The sequence below is a fragment of the Streptomyces sp. NRRL S-455 genome, from assembly GCF_000717875.1.
Taxonomy (GTDB): Bacteria; Actinomycetota; Actinomycetes; order Streptomycetales; family Streptomycetaceae; genus Streptomyces.
This window is the reverse complement of sequence record NZ_JOCT01000009.1, coordinates 74,084-96,939: the sequence shown is the minus strand read 5'-3', so window position 1 is coordinate 96,939 and position 22,856 is coordinate 74,084. Positions and strand designations below refer to the sequence as shown.

Annotated in this window: 17 protein-coding genes and 1 tRNA gene; 7 read left to right on the top strand and 11 right to left on the bottom strand. The window is 70.8% G+C overall.

The features are described 5' to 3' along the window. The 5 genes from IE97_RS0113540 (at position 1) to IE97_RS0113520 (ending at position 7,008) form a co-directional block, all read left to right on the top strand. Positions 1–2,046 (top strand): copper resistance CopC/CopD family protein, encoded by a 2,046-nt coding sequence (locus tag IE97_RS0113540; RefSeq protein ID WP_030237602.1) that lies wholly within the window; start codon positions 1–3, stop codon positions 2,044–2,046. 7 nt (positions 2,047–2,053) lie between these two features. Further along, positions 2,054–3,343, top strand: coding sequence for an iron uptake transporter deferrochelatase/peroxidase subunit (gene efeB, locus IE97_RS0113535; RefSeq protein ID WP_030237599.1), 1,290 nt, complete (start codon positions 2,054–2,056; stop codon positions 3,341–3,343). A gap of 60 nt (positions 3,344–3,403) precedes the next feature. After that, on the top strand, positions 3,404–4,336 hold the full coding sequence (pheA, locus tag IE97_RS0113530; RefSeq protein WP_030237595.1) for a prephenate dehydratase: 933 nt from the start codon (positions 3,404–3,406) through the stop codon (positions 4,334–4,336). Positions 4,337–4,918: 582 nt separating this feature from the next. After that, positions 4,919–6,196 (top strand): serine--tRNA ligase, encoded by a 1,278-nt coding sequence (gene serS, locus IE97_RS0113525; protein WP_037844291.1) that lies wholly within the window; start codon positions 4,919–4,921, stop codon positions 6,194–6,196. Then, complete coding sequence (locus tag IE97_RS0113520; protein WP_030237587.1) at positions 6,193–7,008, top strand: HAD family hydrolase; 816 nt, start codon at positions 6,193–6,195, stop codon at positions 7,006–7,008. The genes serS and IE97_RS0113520 overlap by 4 nt, the downstream gene beginning before the upstream one ends. Before the next feature lie 57 nt (positions 7,009–7,065). Here the strand turns inward: IE97_RS0113520 and IE97_RS42065 are convergent. The 6 genes from IE97_RS42065 to IE97_RS0113495 all read right to left on the bottom strand — a co-directional run bounded on the left by IE97_RS42065 (position 7,066) and on the right by IE97_RS0113495 (position 11,312). Next, positions 7,066–7,170: transfer RNA gene (locus IE97_RS42065), tRNA-OTHER, on the bottom strand. A 279-nt stretch (positions 7,171–7,449) separates the two neighbouring features. Beyond that, positions 7,450–7,698: a hypothetical protein gene (locus IE97_RS0113515; protein ID WP_030237585.1), complete on the bottom strand. Its 249-nt coding sequence runs from the start codon at positions 7,696–7,698 to the stop codon at positions 7,450–7,452. A gap of 101 nt (positions 7,699–7,799) precedes the next feature. Continuing rightward, positions 7,800–8,519, bottom strand: coding sequence for an ABC transporter permease subunit (locus IE97_RS0113510; protein WP_030237582.1), 720 nt, complete (start codon positions 8,517–8,519; stop codon positions 7,800–7,802). Positions 8,520–8,528: 9 nt separating this feature from the next. Next, entirely contained in the window at positions 8,529–9,440 is a 912-nt protein-coding gene (locus IE97_RS0113505; RefSeq protein ID WP_030237577.1) for an ABC transporter ATP-binding protein, read from the bottom strand. Next, entirely contained in the window at positions 9,437–10,354 is a 918-nt protein-coding gene (locus IE97_RS0113500; RefSeq protein WP_030237576.1) for a membrane protein, read from the bottom strand. Before IE97_RS0113500 ends, IE97_RS0113505 begins: the two co-directional genes overlap by 4 nt. After that, a complete protein-coding gene (locus IE97_RS0113495; protein ID WP_030237572.1) occupies positions 10,344–11,312 on the bottom strand; it encodes an ABC transporter ATP-binding protein in 969 nt (322 codons plus the stop codon). The genes IE97_RS0113500 and IE97_RS0113495 overlap by 11 nt, the downstream gene beginning before the upstream one ends. A gap of 661 nt (positions 11,313–11,973) precedes the next feature. Here IE97_RS0113495 and IE97_RS0113490 point away from each other — a divergent pair. After that, on the top strand, positions 11,974–12,876 hold the full coding sequence (locus IE97_RS0113490; RefSeq protein ID WP_030237570.1) for an LLM class flavin-dependent oxidoreductase: 903 nt from the start codon (positions 11,974–11,976) through the stop codon (positions 12,874–12,876). A 147-nt stretch (positions 12,877–13,023) separates the two neighbouring features. Continuing rightward, positions 13,024–13,911 carry a Cof-type HAD-IIB family hydrolase gene (locus IE97_RS0113485; RefSeq protein WP_078603215.1) on the top strand — a complete coding sequence of 296 codons (888 nt, stop codon included), beginning with the start codon at positions 13,024–13,026 and terminating at the stop codon, positions 13,909–13,911. A gap of 13 nt (positions 13,912–13,924) precedes the next feature. On the opposite strand, the gene IE97_RS0113480 is transcribed toward IE97_RS0113485, so the two are convergent. The 5 genes from IE97_RS0113480 to hisC all read right to left on the bottom strand — a co-directional run bounded on the left by IE97_RS0113480 (position 13,925) and on the right by hisC (position 22,428). Then, entirely contained in the window at positions 13,925–14,983 is a 1,059-nt protein-coding gene (locus IE97_RS0113480) for a M23 family metallopeptidase (protein ID WP_030237564.1), read from the bottom strand. Between the two features lie 115 nt (positions 14,984–15,098). Further along, on the bottom strand, positions 15,099–18,617 hold the full coding sequence (gene cydD, locus IE97_RS0113475; RefSeq protein WP_037844289.1) for a thiol reductant ABC exporter subunit CydD: 3,519 nt from the start codon (positions 18,615–18,617) through the stop codon (positions 15,099–15,101). A 12-nt stretch (positions 18,618–18,629) separates the two neighbouring features. Beyond that, positions 18,630–19,634 (bottom strand): cytochrome d ubiquinol oxidase subunit II, encoded by a 1,005-nt coding sequence (gene cydB, locus IE97_RS0113470; RefSeq protein WP_030237558.1) that lies wholly within the window; start codon positions 19,632–19,634, stop codon positions 18,630–18,632. A gap of 19 nt (positions 19,635–19,653) precedes the next feature. Next, positions 19,654–21,162 carry a cytochrome ubiquinol oxidase subunit I gene (locus IE97_RS0113465; protein WP_030237557.1) on the bottom strand — a complete coding sequence of 503 codons (1,509 nt, stop codon included), beginning with the start codon at positions 21,160–21,162 and terminating at the stop codon, positions 19,654–19,656. A 186-nt stretch (positions 21,163–21,348) separates the two neighbouring features. Continuing rightward, entirely contained in the window at positions 21,349–22,428 is a 1,080-nt protein-coding gene (hisC, locus tag IE97_RS0113460) for a histidinol-phosphate transaminase (RefSeq protein ID WP_030237555.1), read from the bottom strand. Positions 22,429–22,856 lie beyond the last annotated feature (428 nt).

Below are 22,856 nucleotides of genomic sequence, written 5' to 3'. Positions count from 1 at the left end.
GTGACACAGACCATCGCCCCCCGCGTCCGGACCGTGGTGCTGCTGCTCCTGGCCGCGGCCTGCGCGCTCCTCACCGGAGCCGGCCCGGCCTCCGCACACGCCGCGGTGACCGGCAGCGACCCCGGACAGGGGACGGTGGTCCAGGAGGCCCCGGCCCGGATCTCGCTCACCTTCTCCGAGCCGGTCGCCCTGTCCGACGACTCGCTGCGCGTCCTCGACCCCCAGGGCAAGCGCGTCGACACGGGCAAACCGTCGAACGCCGGCGGCACGACGTACGGCGTCCGACTCCACTCAGGACTGCCCGACGGCACGTACACGGTGGCCTACCAGGTCGTGTCGGCCGACAGCCACCCCGTCACCGGCGCCTACACCTTCTCCATCGGCGCCCCCTCCAAGACATCCGTGACGGTCTCCGGGCAGACGACCGACGACGGCGTCGTCGGCTGGCTGTACGGCTTCGGGCGGTACATGTCCTACGCCGGGTTCATCGTGATGGCCGGCGGCGCCGCCTTCGTGCTCGCCTGCTGGCCACGCGGCTCCGGGGTCCGGCCCGTGCAGCGGTTCGTCGTCTCCGGGTGGCTCGCGCTCACCGCCTCGACCCTCGCCCTGCTGCTCCTGCGCGGCTCCTTCACCGGCTCCGGGAAGATCGCCGACGTCTTCGACCTGTCCCTGCTCGGACAGGTGCTCCAGACCAAGACCGGCGCGGCCCTGGTCTCCCGGCTCCTGCTGCTCGCCGCGGCGGCCCTGTTCATCGCCGTGCTGTTCGGCGCCTACGACAAACGGGAGGACGCCCAGGAGAAGCGGGACCTCACCTTCGGGCTGGCGATCGGCGGCCTCGTCGTGGCCGCCGGCCTCGCCGCGAGCTGGGCCATGTCCGAGCACGCCTCCGTCGGGCTCCAGGCAGGCATCTCCATGCCCGTCGACATCGTCCATCTGCTGGCCGTCGCCGCATGGCTCGGCGGCCTGGGCGCACTCCTGACCGCTCTGTACCGGGCCCCCGCGGACGCGCCCGTCGACGCAACGGCCGTACGCCGCTTCTCCGCCGTCGCCTTCGGCAGCGTCCTTGCCCTCATCGCGACCGGCACGTACCAGTCCTGGCGCCAGCTCGGCTCCTGGTCGGCCTTCACGGACACGCGGTACGGGCAGCTGCTCCTCGCCAAGATCGCCCTCGTGACCGTACTGGTCGGCGTCGCGTGGATCTCACGGCGGTGGACGGGGCGGCTCGCGGAGACGGTGCCGGCATCGGCGGAGCGGGAGAAGGCGCGAGTCGGTGCGGGGGCCGCCCCCGACCCGGCCCGGGCCGAGATCTCCGGGGACCCGACCGGCACGGACATCGCCACCCAGGTCTCCGACGCGGACGGAACCGAGTCGGACACCGCCACCGACCCCGACTCCGATGTGCCTCCGCTGTCCGAGCCCGCCGACTCCGATATGCCTCCACTGTCCGAGCCCGCCGACGCCGAACGCGCCGCCCAACTCGCCCGGCAGCGGGCCGCCCGGGACGCCGCCCGGCAGAAGCGGCTGCGGGACGCCGACCCGAACCGCTCCGGACTGCGCCGCTCCGTGCTGGCCGAGGCCGGCATCGCGGTCGCTCTGCTCGCCGTGACCACCGTGCTGACCCAGACCGAGCCGGGGCGCACCGAGCAGGAGGCCAGGGCGGCCACCTCGAACTCCGCGTCCGCCTCCACCGACCCGGGCGCGTCAGGGGCGTTGACCCTGAACATGCCGTTCGACACCGGCGGCGAGGACGGCAAGGGCATCGTCACGATCGACCTCGACCCCGCGCGGGTGGGCAACAACGAGATGCACGTCTACGTGGAGCGACCCAACGGCCGCGCCTTCGACATCCCCGAGGTGAAGGTCGAGTTCACCCTGGAAGCCAAGAACATCGGGCCCCTGCCCGTCGCCCCCGACCACATCGCTACCGGACACTGGTCGGCGAACGGAGTGCAGATCCCCATGGCCGGCGACTGGCAGGTCGACGTGACCGTGCGGACCTCCGACATCGACGAGGTGACCGTTACCAAGAACGCGCAGATCGGCTGAACCACCCATGGCTGACCAGTCCCTTCCGGAAGCTCCCGCCCCCGGCACCGCCCCCGCGCGGACCGAAACGGCCCCGGCCGACAAGGGCATCTCACGCCGGCGGCTGCTCGGCACCGCCGGCGCCACGGGCGTCGTCCTCGGCGCGGCGGGCGCGGCCGTCGGATACACGACCGCGCCCTCCGAGGCCGCCGCTCCCCTCACCTCCCTCGGCACCGGCCGGGCGATGTTTCACGGGAAACATCAGCCCGGTATCACCGACGGCCTCCAGGCCCGCGGCCACCTCGTCGCCTTCGACCTGACAGCGGGCACCGGCCGCAAGGAAGCCGCCGCCCTGCTGCGCCGCTGGTCGGAGACGGCCCGGCGGCTGATGGCGGGAGAGCCGAGCCCTCACGACGACACCGACGTGGCCCGGGACGCCGGGCCCTCCTCGCTGACCCTCACCTTCGGCTTCGGCCACAGCTTCTTCAGCAGGACAGGCCTGGAGAAACAGCGCCCGGCCGCCCTCGACCCGCTGCCCGAGTTCTCCTCCGACCACCTCGACAAGAACCGCAGCAACGGCGACCTGTGGGTGCAGATAGGCGCCAACGACGCCCTCGTCGCCTTCCACGCCCTGCGCGCCATCCAGAAGGACACCGGATCCGCCGCCCGGGTCCGCTGGCAGATGAACGGCTTCAATCGCTCACCCGGTGCCACCGCCCATCCCATGACGGCCCGCAACCTCATGGGCCAGATCGACGGCACCCGCAACCCCAAACCGAGCGAAGCCGACTTCGACCAGCGGATCTTCGTGCCGGAGAAGGGCGAACCGGCCTGGATGGCCAACGGCTCCTACGCCGTCGTACGCCGGATCCGCATGCTCCTCGACGACTGGGAGAAGCTCTCCGTCAAGGCGCAGGAGGACGTGATCGGGCGCCGGAAGTCCGACGGGGCCGCGCTGTCCGGGGGAACCGAGACCACCGCCATGGACCTGGACAAGACGGACGCCAAGGGCAACCTGCTCGTCCCGATCAATGCCCACGCCCGGATCACCCGGCCCGACCAGAACGGCGGCGCGGCGATGCTCCGCCGACCGTTCTCCTTCCACGACGGCATCGACGCGGACGGAACGCCCGACGCGGGCCTGCTCTTCATCTGCTGGCAGGCCGATCCGCTGCGCGGCTTCGTTCCGGTGCAGCGCAAGCTCGACCGGGGTGACGCCCTGTCGAAGTTCATCCGACACGAATCGAGCGGACTGTTCGCGGTACCGGGCGGGGCAGCGGAGGGTGAATACGTGGGCCAGAAGTTGCTGGAGGGGTGAAAGTTCACCCCTGTGAGCTTGTGGGGGATGCCGGTTCCCCGGGCCCATTAGGGTGAGGTCATGCCAGCGAGCTATGCGTATCTCGGCCCCGAGGGCACCTTCACCGAAGTCGCCCTGCGCACTCTCCCCGAGGCCGCCACCCGGGAACTCGTCCCGTACGTGTCCGTCCAGTCCGCACTCGACGCGGTACGAGCCGGCGAGGCCGAGGCCGCGTTCGTGCCGATCGAGAACTCCGTCGAAGGCGGCATCACCACCACCCTCGACGAACTGGTCGCCGGCGCGCCGCTGATGATCTACCGCGAAGTGCTGCTGTCGATCACCTTCGCACTGCTGGTCCGCCCGGGCACCCAGCTGTCGGACATCAAGACGGTCTCCGCCCACCCGGCCGCCCAGCCACAGGTGCGCAACTGGCTGAAGAAGCACCTCCCCGACGCGCACTGGGAGTCGGCCGCCTCGAACGCGGACGCCGCCCGCCTGGTCCAGGAGGGCCAGTACGACGCCGCCTTCGCCGGCGAGTTCGCCGCTGCCCGCTACGGCCTCGAGGCCCTGGAGACCGGGATCCACGACGCGGAGAACGCCCAGACCCGGTTCGTGCTGGTCGGCCGGCCCGCCCGGCCTGCGGCGCCGACCGGCGCGGACAAGACCTCGATCGTCCTGTGGCAGCGCGACGACCACCCCGGCGGCCTGCGCGACCTGCTGGGCGAGTTCGCCACCCGCGGTATCAACCTGATGCTGCTCCAGTCCCGCCCCACCGGCGCGGGCATCGGCAACTACTGCTTCTGCATCGACGCCGAGGGCCACATCTCCGACCGCCGGGTGGCCGAGGCGCTGATGGGTCTGAAGCGGATCTGCCTCCAGGTGCGCTACCTCGGCTCCTATCCGCGCGCGGACATGCGGCCGGGGGATGTCCTGCCGCCGCGGCCGGGTACCTCGGACGAGGAGTTCGTGGCGGCGGCGGACTGGGTGGCGCGGTGCCAGGACGGGCGGTTCTAAGCGCGGGACAGGCGGTTCCCGGGCGCGGGGCGGGGGTTCCTGGGCGCGGGGCGGGGGTTCCTGGGCGGTCGTACCTGCTGATTTTAGTTATCCACAGAAGTTTTCCACAGGTCAGCTTCTCGACCTGGGGACAAGTCGACAACACAGCATGATTCAGTCGACAAATCGCCCTGTAGGGCCCTGATGCGTCCATCGGCGGGCAGGTCACCCTTCGTCCACCGTTTTCCCTTGCGTAACTCTTCAGGGGGACCCAATTCCACTCGAAAGTGAGGATGGAACGGGTTTGTGCTGGGAATTCTTAAGGGTGGCCCGACCTTCCGGAGTGATCAATTCCAGAGTCCACAGATCTTCCACACAGCCTGTGGATAACTCTTCGGCGGGTGTGCACCCCTGTGGACAACTGGACCTCAAGTTCCGCTCCCCGCAAGGAAGTCGAGTCAACGCCGCGTCCCGTGAATGCCTCATTCCGGGGGAGAGGGCTGCCGTTATTGACACTGCGGGCAATTCCCCCATAACGGTACGTAAGGCGCGGCCCGAATAGTGAGTCGTGGGCGGTCATCCCACACCGGTAGCCTTGACCGCGTGATTGACCTTCGCCTGCTCCGTGAGGACCCCGACCGTGTGCGCGCGTCTCAGCGCGCCCGTGGAGAGGACGTCGCGCTCGTCGACTCCCTCCTCTCCGCCGACGAGCGGCGCAGGTCGTCCGGCGTCCGCTTCGACGAGCTGCGCGCCGAGCAGAAGGCTCTCGGCAAGCTGATCCCCAAGGCGTCCGGGGACGAGAAGGCCGAGCTGCTGAAGAAGGCGAGCCAGCTCGCCGCCGACGTCAAGGCCGCCGACGCGGAACGCGACACGGCCGCCGCCGAGACCCAGGAGCTGCTCCAGAAGCTCGGCAACCTCGTCCACCCGGACGTGCCCGTGGGCGGCGAGGAGGACTTCGTCACCCTGGAGACGCACGGCACGATCCGCGACTTCGGCGTCGAGGGCTTCGAGCCCAAGGACCATCTGGAACTCGGCCAGCTCCTCGGCGCGATCGACGTCGAGCGTGGCGCCAAGGTCTCCGGCTCGCGCTTCTACTTCCTCACGGGTGTCGGCGCCCTGCTGGAGCTCGCCCTGGTGAACGCGGCGATGGCCCAGGCCACGGCGGCCGGCTTCACGCCGATGCTGACCCCGGCCCTGGTCCGCCCCCAGTCCATGGCGGGCACGGGCTTCCTCGGCCAGGCCGCCCAGGACGTCTACCACCTCGCCGATGACGACCTCTACCTGGTCGGCACCTCCGAGGTCGCGCTCGCGGCGTACCACATGGACGAGATCCTCGACGCGGACCGCCTCCCGCTGCGCTACGCGGGCTTCTCGCCCTGCTTCCGCCGCGAGGCCGGCTCGCACGGCAAGGACACCCGGGGCATCTTCCGCGTGCACCAGTTCGACAAGGTCGAGATGTTCTCCTACGTGAGGCCGGAGGACTCGCAGGCCGAGCACGAGCGGCTGCTGGAGTGGGAGAAGCAGTGGCTGACCTCGCTGGAGCTGCCGTTCCGGGTCATCGACGTGGCCTCCGCCGACCTCGGCTCCTCGGCCGCGCGCAAGTTCGACTGCGAGGCCTGGATCCCGACCCAGGGCAAATACCGCGAGCTGACCTCGACCTCGGACTGCACCGAGTTCCAGTCCCGCCGCCTGTCGATCCGTGTCCGTGAGGGCAAGCAGGTCCGCCCGCTGGCCACGCTCAACGGCACGCTGTGCGCCGTACCGCGCACGATCGTGGCGATCCTTGAGAACCACCAGCAGGCCGACGGCTCGGTGCGCGTGCCCGAGGTGCTGCGCCCGTACCTGGGCGGCCGGGAGGTCCTGGAGCCGGTGGCCAAGTGAGCGACACGGCTCCCTCGGGCTTCCCGTACAAGCTGATCGCGACCGACCTCGACGGGACGCTGCTGCGTTCCGACGAGTCGGTGTCGCCCCGCACCCGTGAGGCACTCGCCGCGGCCACCGCGGCGGGTGCCGCGCACATCGTCGTCACCGGCCGGGCGGTCCCCTGGACCCGGCACATCCTCGACGAGCTCGGCTACCAGGGCCTGGCCGTCTGCGGCCAGGGCGCGCAGGTGTACGACGCCGGCAGCCACCGCCTGCTGACGTCGGTGACGCTGGACCGGCAGCTGGCCGGGGTGGCGCTGGCGAAGATCGAGGCGGAGGTCGGCCCGCTGCACCTGGCGGCGAGCCGCGACGGCCTGGACGGCGAGGTGCTGGTGGGGCCCGGTTACGCGGTCCACGGGGCGCTTCCCGCGACCCCGTTCACGGACGCGTCGGACCTGTGGAGCGCGCCGCTGAACAAGCTCTACATCCAGCACCCGACGCTGTCGGACGACGAGCTGTGCGAGGTGGCCACCCGGACCGCCGGCGGTTTCGTCACCGTCGTCATGGCGGGCGAGGGCATCGTCGAACTCCTCCCCCTGGGCCTGTCCAAGGCCACGGGCCTGTCCCTGGCGGCCCGTCGGCTCAAGATGAAGGCGGCGGACACGATCGCCTTCGGCGACATGCCCAACGACGTCCCGATGTTCGCCTGGTCCTCGTACGGTGTCGCCATGGCCGACGCCCACGAGGAGCTGAAGGCGGTGGCCGACGAGGTGACGTCCTCGAACGAGGAGGACGGGATCGCGGTGGTGCTGGAGCGGTTGCTGGGCTGAACGTCGGGTTTTCCGCTCGGTGTGCGGTGGTACGCGGTGGTACTCAGCGGTACTCGGCGGAGGATGCACGGGTCGAACGTGCGCGGGCCTTTCAGCCCGACCATGACTCGCTTGTGATCGAACGCGACGCGAGCCAGTGCCTTACCACTCGGCCAATCCTCCGGGTGGGCGGCCCACGCGATGTGCGATTCGCGTGCTCGAAGCGGCCGCCCCGGGCAGCTCCCCGTGCGGGGCGGGCTCAACGGAGAGGTAGCGACTACTCCGGAACCCGCCGCGGGCTGCCCTGAAGGGAGCTGGACGTACTGCCGTGCATGGACATCGTCCCGCTCCTCTCCCGGAACGTGGCACCGGACGTGTCGTGCCCGGCGGGGTGAACACCACTACTCTGCCGGGTGGGCGAATGGGACGCCACTGAATAAACCGGCGACCGGACCGGGTCGGCTATCGCCTGCGCCACCTGCGTCGGCGGGCCTTGCTGAAGAACCAGCCCGCCGGCGGCTCGTCGGAGCGCCAGGGCTGCGGCTCCGGCTCCTCCCGGCGCCAGCGGGCGGCGAGCATCCGGGCGCGGGCGGACGGCTCGGAGGTGCCGGCGGAGCGTATGAAGTCCTCGTCCAGGACGAGGTCGTCCCAGGCGTCGTCGCCGGACCCGCTTTCGGACCGCCCGTCGTGCTGAGCCCTCTCGCCCGCCATCCCCGTACCTCCCAGCCGTCCAACTCCCGTGCGATTCCCTTACATGCGGTTTGCCCAGTGTGCCCGGACAGAGGTGAAGCCGCCGTCAAGGCCGGGGCACGTCACTCCTCGCCGGCCAGCGTCAGCGAGCGCAGCTTCTGGCCGGCGTACCAGGTGGCCAGCACGGTGACGGCGACCAGCAGCACCGTCGCCGTGGTCAGCCCCACGTCGGAGGTCACCAGGTCCCCGCCGGACACCTTCTGGGCCACGGCCAGCGACCACTGCTGGACGCTCAGGGTGCGGGCACCCGGCACCAGGGAGCCGAACAGGGCCTCCCAGACCAGGGCGTAGACGAGCCCGAACACCACCGCGTGCCGGGAGACCGTGCCGAGCAGCAGGAACAGTGCCGCGTAGGCGATGGAGGCGACCAGCGCGGCCACCGTGTAGGCGACGGCTATCTGCTGTCCGTTGCCGTTCAGGATGAACCCGGCGATGAGCGTGGGCACCGCGGAGAACACCATGGTCACCGCGATGGCCACGATCAGTTTGGTGAAGATGATCGTCGGCCGTTTGATCGGCTTGGACAGCAGGTACACCACCGAGCCGTCGTCGATCTCCGGGCCGATGGCGCCGGTGCCGGCGATGACGCCGATGATCGGCACCATGGTGGCGAGGGCGAGGCCGCCCAGCAGGTCCGACGCCGTCTGGTCGTCCGCCCCGGCGAGGCCCCGCACCGCCACGGCGATCACGATGAGCAGGAGCGGCAGGGCTCCGAGGATGAGGGCCCGGCGGCGGCCGAGCAGGGCCCGGTAGGTGAGCCGGGCGACTGTGGGGTCGTACATCAGGGCCTCCTACGCCGCGACCAGGTACGAGAAGACGGACTCGAGGGACTCGTCGGACGGCGAGACCGTGAGCAGGCGGATGCCGTGGTCCCTGGCCACGCGCGGCAGCAGGGCCGTGAAGCGGCCGAAGTCGACGGCCTGGACGCGCAGCGCGCCCTCGGCGAGGTCGACTTCGATGCCGGATGTCGACGGGTCGGCGATCAGTGCGGCCGCGAGGGCGCGGTCGTCGCTGGAGCGCACCAGGTAGCGGTGCGGCCGGTCGGTCATCAGGCGGCGGATCTTGCGGAAGTCGCCGCTGGCGGCGTGCCGTCCCGCGACGACGACCTCGATGTGCCAGGCGAGTTGCTCGACCTCTTCGAGGATGTGGGACGAGAACAGCACCGTGCGGCCCTCGTCGCCCATGCGCCGCAGCAGGTCCATCAGCTGCATGCGCTGGCGCGGGTCCATGCCGTTGAAGGGCTCGTCGAGCAGCAGCAGCGAGGGGTCGTGGACGAGGGCGCTCGCCATCTTCACGCGCTGGCGCATGCCCTTGGAGTACGTCTGGATCTTGCGGTCCTGCGCGTACTCCATCTCGACCGTGGCGAGCGCCTTCTGGGCCGCCTTGGCGCCGAGGCCGTGCAGCTCGGCGTTGGCGAGGACGAACTCCTTGCCGGTGAGGAAGTCGTACATCGCCTCACGCTCGGGGACGACGCCGATGTGCTTGTAGATCTGCTCGTTGCGCCACACCGGCCGGCCGTCGAGGGTGATCGTGCCGGTGGAGGGGGCCAGGAAGCCGCCCATCATGTTGATGAGGGTGGACTTTCCGGCGCCGTTGGGACCGAGCAGGCCGGTGACGCCGGGGCCGATGGTCATGGTGATGTCGTTGACGGCGACCACGTTGCCGAACCAGCGGGAGACGTGGTCGATGGAGAGCGTGGTCACAGTCCCACCTTCTTGTAGCGGCGCATCAGGAGGCCGTAGCTGGCGGCGATCAGGCCCAGTGCGAGGAGGACGAAGACGACGCCCTCGGCGCTGCTCGGGCCCACCCCGCCGGGGAAGGCGGAGGTCGCGCCCAGGAACGCGGACTGCACACCGTCCACGATGGTGATCGGCGAGAACAGCCCGATCCACGGCACGGCGTCGCTGCTGCCCTGCGCGTCGGCGATGGCCTGGAGGGTGGAGACGGCGCCGTAGGTGATGGTCAGCACGGCGATCACGGCCGCGATGCCGAAGCCGCGGCGCGGGGTGAAGGACGCGATGACCAGGCCGATGCCGGCGAACAGCAGTGAGAGCAGTGCCACGGAGACGAGTCCCTGTGCGAATCCCTTGGTCTGGTCGGTGAAGTCGAGCTTGGCCAGCAGCGCGCCCACGTAGAGCACGAGCAGGGGGGCGGCGGTGAGGATGAACAGCGCCGAGGCCAGGGCCGCGAACTTGGCCCGGACGTAGTCGGCGGTCTCGATGGGCCGCGAGAAGTACAGCGGTACGGTCTTGAAGCGCAGGTCGCGCGAGACGGACTGGGGTGCCTGCGAGGCGACGTACAGGCTGATGACCGCCTGCATGACGATCGCGTAGCGCGTGTAGTCCAGGGGCAGGGCGTTGGCCTTGGTGGCGACCGCGACGGCGACCATGATGGCCGCGGGCACGCACATCACCACGAACAGCAGCATCGGCAGCACCTTGGACTTGACCGAGCGGCCGAGTCCGTAGGAGCCGCGCAGGGACTGCGAGTACAGGGACCGGCGGGCGTAGGCGCGGCCCAGGCGGGGGCCGTCGTAGCCGCGGTAGCCGATGTTGTGGATGCGGGTCTGGTCGCCCTGGGCCGGGGTGGGTGTCCCTGTGGAGTGCTCAACCGCCATGGCCGACCGTCTCCTTCCGCTGCTCGTGCTCGTCGCCTGCCGTGAAGACCTCGGAGATGTGGTGCCGGCGCTGCTCCATGCGCACCAGGCCGAGTCCGAGGTCGGCGATCACGTCCCGGATCAGGTCGTAGGTCTCCTCGCCCTGTGCGGTGAGCAGCAGGATGTGGCCGGCGCCGGGCAGTCCGCTGCCGTCCTCGGCGCTCACCCCGCGTGCGTGCAGCGCGTCGCGCACCGCGCGGGTGCCGTCCGGGTGCTCGTCGGTGTCGGTGACCTCGATGGCGAGGGTGGTGGTGGTCTGGGTGAAGTCGGTGGTGGAGCTGGAGCGCAGGAGCTTGCCGCCGTCGATGACGACGACGTGGTCGCAGGTGCGCTCGAGTTCGCCCAGCAGGTGGGAGGTGACCAGGACCGAGATGCCGAAGTCGGTGTGGATGCGGCGGATCAGGCCGAGCATCTCGTCGCGGCCGACGGGGTCGAGTCCGTTGGTCGGCTCGTCGAGGAAGACCAGCTGCGGGTCGTGGACGAGGGCCTGCGCGAGTTTCACGCGCTGCTTCATGCCGGTGGAGTAGCCGCCGATGGGGCGGTAGCGCTCCTCGTACAGGCCGACGTGGCGCAGGGTGTCGGCGGTACGCTCACGGGCGGCGGTGGGCGGCAGACCGGACATGCGCGCCATGTGGACGACGAACTCGGTGGCCGAGACGTCCGGCGGCAGGCAGTCGTGCTCGGGCATGTAGCCGACCCGCTCGCGGATGGCGGCGCCCTTGGTGGCGACGTCGAGACCGAGCACTTCGGCGCGGCCCTCGGTGGCGGGGGACAGACCCAGCAGGATCTTGATCAGTGTGGACTTGCCGGCTCCGTTGGCTCCGACGAGTCCGGTCACACCGGGCCCGACGTCCACGGAGAGCCGGTCAAGCGCGGTCACCCTGGGGAACCGCTTGCTCAGGCTTTCGGTCGCGATCACAGTCACCCTTCGACGGTAGGGGCCGTGCACGTGGCGGTCGTCACTCCGCAGGGCTGTCTTCGGGTCAGCCTGAGGTATTACGGGCCCTTAGGGGCCCCGGTGCTTGAGGATTATCAGGGTCGGGGGCGGCGAGGGGACGCCCTGTCGACGACATCTCCAACAACTGCCGGATTCGCCGGATGACGTTGCTCACGGGCGCCCGGGAGCGCCGGGGGCGGACCGGTGAAGTCGAACTGCGCGTGGCCGAGTTTCGTCCGCGGTCACGGCCGGTCGACGGCGCTGCGGCCGCTGCGCGGCGGTGCGGCGGTGCGGCGGTGCGGCGATCCTGCGGGCGGTGGTGCGCGACGAGGCGGTGGTTGCGGTGATGCTGGAGGGTGCCCAAGACGCCCGCGAGGAAGGCCAGTTGTCCACAGGATCGCCAATTCCCCTGTGGATAACCGCACTTCGCTGTGGATCAAACCTCCGGCACAAGACTCGATCGCGTGATTCACGTCTCTGCCGCACCGTGGTGGGATGCATCGCTGTCGAGAGCTCTTGGATCCGTGCCGACCAGTGTCACAGCGTCGAGGCCGCGCTGACCTGCTGTGCGCGGTCGGCTGCTTCCGGTGACCGTTTCACGTGAAACACGGGCACCCTGAGGGGCTCCTTTAGGCTCGACGCCATGAGTCTGCGCCTGAGCACCGTGATCCTCCCCTACCGCCGCTGGCACGAAGGCGGCCGCGCGGCCTGGACGCGTGCCGAGGAGCTCGGTTTCCACACCGCGTACACGTACGACCATCTCTCCTGGCGCACCTTCCGGGACGGCCCGTGGTTCGGCGCCGTACCGACACTCACCGCCGCCGCGACCGTCACCGACCGGCTGCGGCTGGGCACGCTGGTGACCTCGCCGAACTTCCGGCACCCGGTGACCCTCGCCAAGGAGCTGATCTCCCTCGACGACATCTCCGGGGGGCGGGTCACCCTGGGCATCGGCGCGGGCGGCACCGGCTTCGACGCCACCGCTCTCGGCCAGGAGCCGTGGACCCCGCGCGAGCGCGCCGACCGCTTCGCCGAGTTCGTCCCGCTGCTCGACCGGCTGCTCAGCGAGGACACCGTGTCGTACGACGGCGACTTCTACTCGGCCCACGAGGCGCGGAACATCCCTGGCTGTGTGCAGCGCCCCAGGCTGCCCTTCGCGGTGGCCGCGACCGGGCCGCGCGGACTGCGACTGGCCGCCCGGTACGGGCAGGCGTGGGTGACCACCGGCGACCCCAAGCTGTTCGAGCACGGCACCCCTGAACAGTCGGTTCAGGCCATTCGCGGACAGGCGGAGAAGCTCGCCGACACCTGCGCCGAGATCGGCCGGGACATGACCGGCCTCGACAAGGTGCTGCTCACCGGATTCACTCCGGACCGCAACGGCCCGCTCCAGTCCCTGGACGCCTTCGTGGACTTCGCCGGCCGGCACCTGGAACTGGGCTTCACGGAGCTCGTGATCCACTGGCCCATCCCCGAATCGAACTTCGCGGCGGACGAGAAGGTCTTCGAGCGGATCGCCATGGAGGCGCCGGGACAGCTGGGCTGAGGCGTCGTGGGCCGCTCTTGAAGGGGCGGCCTTTGAAGCGGCCTCTGCGCACGACTCCCTCGGTAAGCCCTCACCACTCCCTCGGTACACCCTGGTGAGGGCGGTATCCACTCACCTGTGCGGACTCCCGCACGCCCGTGCAGGCATATGCGGGACAATGGCCCGGTGACCTCAGCGACCCGAGAACCCGAGACCGCGGCCGAGACCGTCCCGCCACGGCTGATCGCCACCGACCTCGACGGCACCCTGCTGCGGGACGACAAGTCGGTGTCCCCACGCACGGTCGCCGCGCTGGCCGCAGCCGAGGAGGCGGGCGTCGAGGTCTTCTTCGTCACCGGCCGCCCGGCCCGCTGGATGGACGTCGTCAGCGACCATGTCCACGGCCACGGCCTGGCGATCTGCGGCAACGGGGCCGCCGTGGTCGACCTGCACGGCGGCCCCGGCGCCCACCAGTTCGTGAAGGTGCGCGAGCTGGCGCGGGAGAACGCGCTGGACGCCGTACGACTGCTGCGCGAGGCGGCGCCGGGCACGGTGTACGCGGTGGAGCAGACATACGGCTTCTATCAGGAGCCGGCGTATCCGAAGCTGCACATGGAGATCCCCGACAGCCTCGCTCCGGCCGAGGAACTGCTGTCGCCGGACCACCGGGCGGCCGCCGAGCCGGTACTGAAGATCCTGGCCTACCACCCCGAACTGGACCCCGACGCCTTCCTGACCCTGGCCCGGCTCGCCATCGGCGACCGCGCCGGCGTGACCCGCTCCAGCCCCAGCGCCCTGCTGGAGATCAGCGGCCCAGGCGTGTCCAAGGCGAGCACGCTCGCCCTGTGCTGTGCCGAGCGCGGCATCTCGCACGAGGAGGTCGTCGCCTTCGGGGACATGCCGAACGACGTCGAGATGCTGACCTGGGCGGGCCGGTCGTACGCGATGGGCAACGCCCACCCGGACGTGATCGCCGCGGCCTCGGGACGGACGGTCGCGAACAACGAGGACGGCGTGGCCGTCGTGATCGAGCACCTGCTGGGCGAGCTGCCGTAGCCCCCGCGCCGCCTCAGAGCGACACCCCTCGTTCCTCCAGCCACGCCACCGGGTCCACCGCCGAGCCCGTCTCCGGCGTGATCCGGGCCTCGAAGTGCAGGTGAGGGCCGGTGGAGTTGCCGGTGTTGCCCGACTGGCCGATCCACTGGCCGGGGGTGACGTGCTCCCCCTGGTCGACCGCGACGGACGCCAGATGGGCGTACTGCGTGTAGTGGCCGCCCGCGTGCTTGAGCACGATCTCGATGCCGAAGGCACCGCCGCAGGACACCCTCACCACCCGGCCCGTCCCCACGGCCCGCACCGGCGTGCCGATCGGCACCGCGAAGTCCTGCCCCGTGTGCCGGCTCGCCCAGCGCGAACCGCCCCTGCCGTACGACGCGGACAGCTCGTACGTCTCCACCGGCGCGACCCAGGCGTTCGTGAACTCCGTCTCCGGCTGGTCGAGCCGGACGGCGCCCCGGCACGCCCCGGCGGCCGCCGAGGCGTCCGCCTGCCCCTGAAGCCGCGAGCGTGCCGTTTCGAGTTTCCGCTCGATGCTCGCCTTCAGCGTGGCGAGCCGCGTGTTCCGCTGCTCCAGCGCCTGCCACTGGGCCGCGGCCTCGGCCTCGTCGGCGGCGAGCCGTTCCTCGGCGCGGCGGCTCTCGGCGATCGCGTTGTTCACGGCGAGGTCAGCCTGGGAGAAGGCGTGGTGGCCCCGCATCAGGTCGTCGGGGCTGTCGGCGAGGATCATCTGCGCCGCCACCGGCAGGCCGCCGCTGCCGCGGTACTGGGCACGGGCGATCCGGCCCAGGTCCTCGTGCAGGGCGGCGATGTGCCGCCGCTGGCGATCCACCAGTTCCTCAGCTCGCCGGGCCCGGGCCCGTTGCTCCTCGGCCTCCCTGCGCCCCGCCTCGTACTGCTGGGTCGCGACGGCTGCCTCCTCGTACAGCCGCACCACCTCGGAGCTGAGGCCCGAGTCCCCGGCGGTGCCGCTGCCGGGCCGCCTGTCCGCCGCGGTGGGCCGGGCCGCGAGAACCGCCAGTGCGCACAGCAGGACCGGAACGAGCAGCCGATGGCGGCGATATGAGCGCATGTCAGTGATCGTCGCCCGGCCACGGCGGCCCGGTCCTGTTCAGGTCGTACGGCTGGGGGACAGGCTGCTCCGAATGGATCAGCGCGGCACCACCCGGCCCGGGGACTTCGGGCCGCTACCGAGCTCCCACCGGTTCCTCCGCCGCCTCCCGCGCCGCCATCTCCCGCAACGGACCTTCCATCGCCACCAGTTGAGCGTACGTCCCGCGCTGCACCACACGCCCCTGCTCCAGCACGATCACCTCGTCCACCGCCTCCAGGCCCGCCAGCCGGTGCGTGATGAGCAGTGTCGTACGGCCCTCGGTCGCGGCCAGCAGGTCGGCGGTGAGTGCGTCGGCGGTCGGCAGGTCCAGGTGCTCGGCGGGCTCGTCGAGCACCAGGACGGGGAAGTCGGCGAGCAGCGCCCGGGCCAGCGCCAGCCGCTGCCGCTGCCCTCCGGACAGCCGCGCCCCGTGCTCGCCGACGAGCGTGTCGAGCCCGTCGGGCAGGCTGTCGGCCCAGTCCAGCAGCCGGGCCCGGCCGAGCGCGGCGCGCAGTCGGTCCTCCGTGGCGTCCTTCCTGGCGAGCAGCAGGTTCTCACGCAACGAGCTGTCGAAGAGGTGCGCGTCCTGCGCGCACAGCCCGACGAGCCTCCGCACGTCGTCGCCCTGCAGCGCGTACGTGTCCACGCCGGCCAGCGTGTACGAGCCCCTGTCCGCGTCGAGGAAGCGCAGCAGCACCTGCGCCAGCGTCGTCTTGCCGGAACCGGAGGGCCCGACCACGGCGACCCGGCGACCCTCCTCGAGGGTCAGGTCCAGCCCGGCGAGCGCGTCCCGGTCCTGGCCGGCGTACCGTGCGGCCACCCCCTTCAGGACGACCGGGAACGGCGACGCGGGCGCCTGCCGGGGCCGCTCCGGCTCCCGCACGGGCTCCGGGGCGTCCAGCACCTCGTACACCCGCTCGGCGCTCCGGCGCACCCGCTGCCGGTACTGCACGGCCAGCGGCAGCCCGAGCACGGCCTCGAAGGCGGCCAGCGGGGTGAGGACCACGACGGCCATGGCCACGCCGTCCAGCCGCCCGGCGGCGACCGCCTGCGCGCCGACCAGGGCGGCGGCCGTGACGGTCAGCCCGGAGATCAGCGCGGTGAGCCCGTCGCCGAGGGCCGTCGCGGTGGCGGTGCGCGAGGCGATCCGGGTGAGCACCCCGTCGGCCTCGCGGGCCTGGGCGGTCCGCGCGGGCAGGGCACCGGCGACGGTCAGCTCGGCGGTGCCGGTGAGCAGGTCGGCCACGCGCGTCGCGAGCACCCCACGGGCGGGCGCCAGCCGGTGCTCGGCACGCCGGGCGACGGCGCCCGTGACCATCGGCACGCCCGCCCCCGCGGCCAGCAGCCCGGCCGCGAGCACCGCCCCGGCCTCGGGCAGCAGCCACGCCGTGAAGCCGACGGAAGCGGCGGACACGAGGACCGCCGCACCGGCCGGCAGGAGCCATCGCAGCCAGTAGTCCTGCAGCGCGTCCACGTCGGCGACCAGCCGGGAGAGCAGATCACCCCGGCGGGTGCGGCGCAGCCCGGCGGGGGCCAGCCGCTCCAGCCTGCGGAACACGGCGACCCTGGTGTCCGCCAGCATCCGCAGCACGGCGTCGTGCGAGACAAGCCGCTCGGCGTACCGGAACACGGCCCGCCCGATCCCGAACGCCCGCGTCGCCGTCACGGCCATCATCAGATACAGCACGGGCGGCTGCTGCGAGGCCCGTGAGATCAGCCACCCTGAGGTGGCCATGAGGCCGACGGCGCTCCCGAGCGCGAGGCTCCCGAGGAGCAGCGCGAGCCCGAGCCGCCCGCGCCGGGCACCGGACATGGCGCGGACCCGCGCGAGCACACCGCCCGAAGCGGACGCCGCGACTGCTTCCGGCCCGGTCTGCCCGGGCAGCTCGGCCTCGACGGAACGCGTTCCGGACCCCGGGGCTCCGACGGAAGGCGTGCCGGACACCTGGGTTTCGACAGACGCGGCAGCCAGGGCCGCGGTCTCGGGCTCCGCCAGCCGCACCACCCGGTCGGCCACCCCCAGCAGCGCCGGCCGGTGCACGACCAGCAGCACCGTCCGCCCGGCCGCCAGCCGCCGCACCGCCGCCACGACCTCGGCCTCGGTGGCTCCGTCCAGCGCGGCCGTCGGCTCGTCGAGCAGCAGCACCGGCCGGTCCGCGAGGAACGCCCGGGCCAGCGCCAGCCGCTGTCGCTGCCCGGCGGACAGCCCCGCCCCGTTCTCGCCGAGCACGGTGTCCGGGCCCTCGGGCAGCGCGTCCACGAACTCCAGCGCCCCGGCGTCCCGCAGCGCCCGCCGTACGGCGTCATCGGTGGCCCCGGGGTGTGCCAGTCGTACGTTCTCGGCGATCGTCCCGGCGTACAGGTGCGGCCGCTGCGGCACCCACGCGACCCGGGAGCGCCACTGCTCGAGGTCGGCGTCATCGAGGTCGACTCCCCCGACCCGTACCCGTCCCTCGGCCGGCCGCACGAATCCGAGCAGGACGTGCAGCAACGTCGATTTGCCGGCGCCGCTGGGCCCGACCAGCGCGACCGTCTCCCCTGGCTCGACGGTGAAGGACACGTCCGCCACGGCGTCCGCCGACCGCCCCGGGTACCGCACGGTCACCCCCTCGACAGCCAGCGCGCCCTCAGGCACGGCCACGGTGCCGGAGGCCGGCACGGGCGTCTCCAGGACACCGAAGATCTCCTCGGCCGCGGCGAGGCCTTCCGCCGCCGCGTGGTACTGCGCGCCGACCTGCCGCAGCGGCAGGTACGCCTCCGGCGCCAGGATCAGAATGACCAGGCCGGTGTACAGGTCCATCTCGCCGTGCACCAGCCGCATGCCGATCGTCACGGCGACCAGCGCCACCGAGATCGTCGCGAGCAGCTCCAGCGCGAAGGAGGAGATGAAGGCGATCCGCAGCGTCCGCATGGTCGCTCGCCGGTACTCGCCGGTGATCCGCCGGATCGACTCGGCCTGCGCCTTGGCCCGCCCGAAGACCTTGAGTGTCGGAAGCCCGGCGACGACATCCAGGAAATGACCGGAGAGCCGGGAGAGCAGCCGCCACTGCCGGTCCATCCGGGACTGGGTGGCCCAGCCGATCAGCACCATGAAGACCGGGATGAGCGGCAGGGTGCCGACGATGATGGCGGCGGAGACCCAGTCCTCGGTGACGATCCGCGCCAGCACCGCCACCGGCACGACCACCGCGAGACCGAGCTGCGGCAGGTACCGCGAGAAGTAGTCGTCGAGGGCGTCGACGCCCCGGGTGGCCAGGGCGACCAGCGAACCGGTGTGCTGCCCGCTCAGCCAGCCCGGGCCCAGCGAAGCGGAGCGCTCCAGCAGCCGCCCCCGCAGCTCGGACTTCACCGCCGCGCTCGCCCGGTGCGCCGCCAGCTCGGTCAGCCAGCCGACCAGCGCCCGGCCGACCGCGACGGCGGCCAGCAGCAGCAGGGGAGTGCCGAGGCCGGCCACCGGCATGCGGTGCTGGAACGCGCCGACCACCACGTCGGCGATGAGCATCGCCTGCGCGACGACCAACCCCGCCCCGACGGCACCCAGGGCGACGACCGCCACCAGGAAGCCCCGGGTGGCACGGGCGTACCGGAGCAGACGCGGATCGATCGGTTTCACGTGAAACACACCTCAGTGCACGGGATCGGCGATGTGCTGCGTGCCGATCCGCTTGCGGAACACCCAGTAGGTCCAGCCCTGGTAGAGCATCACGATCGGAGCGGCGATCGCCGCACACCACGTCATGATCTTCAGCGTGTACGGGCTGGACGCGGCGTTGGTGACCGTCAGGCTCCAGTCCGGGTTGAGCGTCGACGGCATGACATTCGGGAACAGCGTCAGGAAGAGCATCGCGACCGTGGCCACGATGGTGAGCCCCGACAGGGCGAACGCCCAGCCCTCACGCCCCGCCCGGGCCGCGAACAGGGCCACGACGAGCGACGCCACGGCCGCGACCAGCGCGACGAGGGTCGCGCCGTCGCCCCGGTCGGACTGCGTCCACAGCAGGAAGGCGAGGGCCAGCAGGGCGGTCACCGCTCCGACGCGCAGCGCCAGCTTCCGCGCCCGCTCCCGGATCTCCCCGACGGTCTTGAGCCCGACGAACACCGTCCCGTGGAAGGTGAACAGCGCCAGCGTGACCAGGCCGCCCAGCAGCGCGTACGGGTTGAGCAGGTCCAGGACGCCACCGGCGTAGTTGAAGTCCTGGTCGATCTTCACGCCCCGCACGATGTTGCCGAAGGCCACCCCCCACAGGAACGCGGGGAGCAGCGAGGTCCAGAAGATCGCCGTCTCCCAGTTGCGCTGCCAGTTCTCCTCGGGCCGCTTCGCGCGGTACTCGAAGGCCACACCGCGGACGATCAGACAGACCAGGATGAGCAGGAGCGGCAGGTAGAAGCCGGAGAAGAGCGTGGCGTACCACTCGGGGAAGGCGGCGAAGGTGGCACCGCCCGCCGACAGCAGCCACACCTCGTTGCCGTCCCAGACGGGACCGATGGTGTTGATCAGCACCCGCTTCTCGGGCCGGTCGCGGGCCAGCAGCTTGGTGAGCACACCGACCCCGAAGTCGAAGCCCTCCAGGAAGAAGTAGCCGGTCCACAGGACGGCGATCAGGACGAACCAGACGTCGTGCAGTTCCATGACTTGCAGCTCCCTCGGCCTAGTACGAGAAGGCCATCGGCTTGTCGGCGTCACGGGAGTCGCCGCCGATCTTCGTGGGCGGGTTGAGGTCGGCCTCGGTGAGTTCGGGCGGCCCCGCCTTGACGTACTTGACCAGCAACTTGACCTCGACGACCGCGAGGATCGCGTACAGCGTGGTGAAGACGATCATCGAGGTGAGCACCTCGGCCTGGGAGACACCGGGGGAGACCGCGTCACGCGTCTGGAACAGGCCGTAGACGACCCACGGCTGGCGGCCCATCTCGGTGAAGATCCATCCCCAGGAGCTGGCAATCAGCGGGAAGCCCAGGGTCAGGATCGCCATCCGCCAGTACCACTTGGTCAGGGTCGGGCCGAGTGCCTTCTTCGGCAGCAGCACGAGGTGCGGCACCTCGTCGTCGCCCACCCGCAGATGCTGGGGCAGCATGAACTTCTTGCGGGTGAGCCACAGTCCGGCCAGGCCGATGGCGAACGAGGTCATGCCGAAGCCGATCATCCAGCGGAAGCCCCAGTAGGCGACCGGGATGTTGGGCCGGTAGTCGCCGGGTCCGTACTTCTCCTGCTCGGCCTTGTTGACGTCGTTGATGCCGGGGACGTACGAGGTGAAGTCGTCCTTGGCGAGGAAGGACAGCAGGCCCGGGATCTCGATGGCGACCTTGTTGTGGCCCTTGTCGACGTCGCCGACCGCGAAGACCGAGAAGGGCGCCGGCTTCTCGCCGTCCCACAGCGCCTCGGCCGCGGCCATCTTCATCGGCTGCTGCTCGTACATGATCTTGCCGAGGACGTCACCGCTGATCGCGGTGAGCAGACCGCCGATCACGACCGTGACGAGGCCCAGCCGCAGCGAGGTCTTCATCACGGGGACGTGCTTCTTGCGGACCAGGTGGAAGGCGGCGATGCCGACCATGAAGGCGCCGCCGGTCAGGAAGGCAGCGGTGAGCGTGTGGAAGACCTGGGCGAGCGCGGTGTTCTGGGTGAGCACCAGCCAGAAGTCGGTGAGCTCGGCCCGTCCCTTGGCCTCGTTGATCCGGTAGCCGACCGGGTGCTGCATCCAGGAGTTGGCCGCGAGGATGAAGTAGGCCGACAGGATCGTGCCGGTCGAGACCATCCATATGCAGGCCAGGTGGATCTTCTTCGGCAGCTTGTCCCAGCCGAAGATCCACAGACCGATGAAGGTGGACTCGAAGAAGAAGGCGATCAGGGCCTCGAAGGCGAGCGGTGCACCGAAGACGTCACCGACGAAGCGCGAGTAGTCGGACCAGTTCATGCCGAACTGGAACTCCTGCACGATGCCGGTGACCACGCCCATCGCGATGTTGATCAGGAAGAGCTTGCCCCAGAACTTGGTGGCCCGGAGGTACTTCTCCTTCTCCGTCCGCACCCAGGCGGTCTGCAGACCGGCCGTGAGCGCGGCCAGCGAGATCGTCAGGGGGACGAACAGAAAGTGATAGACGGTGGTGATGCCGAACTGCCATCGCGCCAGGGTCTCCGGCGCCAAAGCCAGGTCCACGTCGCCGCTCCTTACATACGCTTGTGAAAGCGTTCACATTCACAAGCCATTATGCAGCACGCACTTTCGAGTCCACCGAGGGGGGCCCTGTGAGTCAGAGCACCCTTGCGCGCGGACCCGTGCACCACGTCCTGGGCCGCCTCGACGGAGCCTCGACGGCGACCCAGGACTTCGGACCCAGGTCCCCTACAGGTCCTTGCGGAACCCTTCCGCCACCTTCAGCAGGATGTCGTTCGCCTCGGTCTCCCCGACCGTCACCCGCACACCCTCACCCGGGAAGGGCCGGATCACCACGCCCGCCTGCTCGCACGCCTCCGCGAACGCGACCGTGCGCTCCCCCAGTCGCAGCCACACGAAGTTGGCCTGGGTCTCGGGCACCGTCCAGCCCTGGGCGCGCAGCCCGTCGACCACGCGCGTGCGCTCACACACCAGCGAGCCGACCCGGCCGAGCAGTTCGTCCTCGGCGCGCAGTGAGGCGATCGCCGCTTCCTGCGCGAGCTGGCTCACCCCGAACGGCACGGCCGTCTTGCGCAGCGCCGCGGCCACCGGCTCGTGGGCGATGGCGAACCCCACGCGCAGACCGGCGAGGCCGTACGCCTTGGAGAAGGTCCGCAGGACGCAGACGTTGGGCCGGTCACGGTAGAGCTCCACACCGTCCGGCACCTCGGCGTCCCGGATGAACTCGCGGTAGGCCTCGTCCAGCACCACCAGCACGTCCTTCGGCACCCGGTCGAGGAAACGCTCCAGCTCCGCCCGCCGCACGACCGTCCCGGTCGGGTTGTTGGGGTTGCAGACGAAGATCAGCCGGGTCCGGTCGGTGATCGCGTCGGCCATCGCGTCGAGGTCGTGCACATCGCCTGACGTCAGCGGCACTTGCACCGACGTCGCGCCGCTGATCTGCGTGATGATCGGGTACGCCTCGAAGGACCGCCAGGCGTAGATCACCTCGTCGCCGGGGCCGGACGTGGCCTGGATCAGCTGCTGGGCGACACCGACCGAGCCGGTGCCGGTGGCCAGGTGGGTGAGGGGCACGCCGAACCGCTCGGACAGCTCGTTCATCAGCGCCGTGCACGCCATGTCCGGGTAGCGGTTGAAGTTGCAGGCCGCCGCCGTCACGGTCTCCATCACACCCGGCAGCGGCGGATAGGGGTTCTCGTTGGAGGACAGCTTGTAGGCCACCGGCCCACCGGCCGCGGCGGGCCTGCCGGGCTTGTAGGTGGGGATACCCTCCAGCTCGGCGCGCAGCTTCGGGCTCGTCTCGCTCACCGCAGTCCTCCTCGCGAAGACCGGCGGCCCATGACCGCCGCCGACATCCAATACTCCTCACCTTATGAGGATTCGGCGCCGCTGCGTATAGCCGGGACGGGGCGGCGAACGCCGGCCTCCCGCCTCCCGCAGGCATCAAGGGCATCGCTGTACGAAGGCGTACGAATGCGGGGGCGCGCCGCACATATATCTACGCGCCGGTGGTGCACTCCGTGGCGCGCGTCCCCCGTGCAGGTGAGTTGAGACCTCTTCGCAACCTCGACCACCTGCCAGGCCTGCATGCGCCGCCACGTCACGTACTGCCATGGGAGCGTTCAACCCCCTTGGTTTCCAAAGCAATTGGAGTTAAATGATCATGCAGAAACGTGCCTGTCAACGTGTGCATATGCGTCCGCCCTACCCCACCCCATGAGCCCTACTATCGGCTC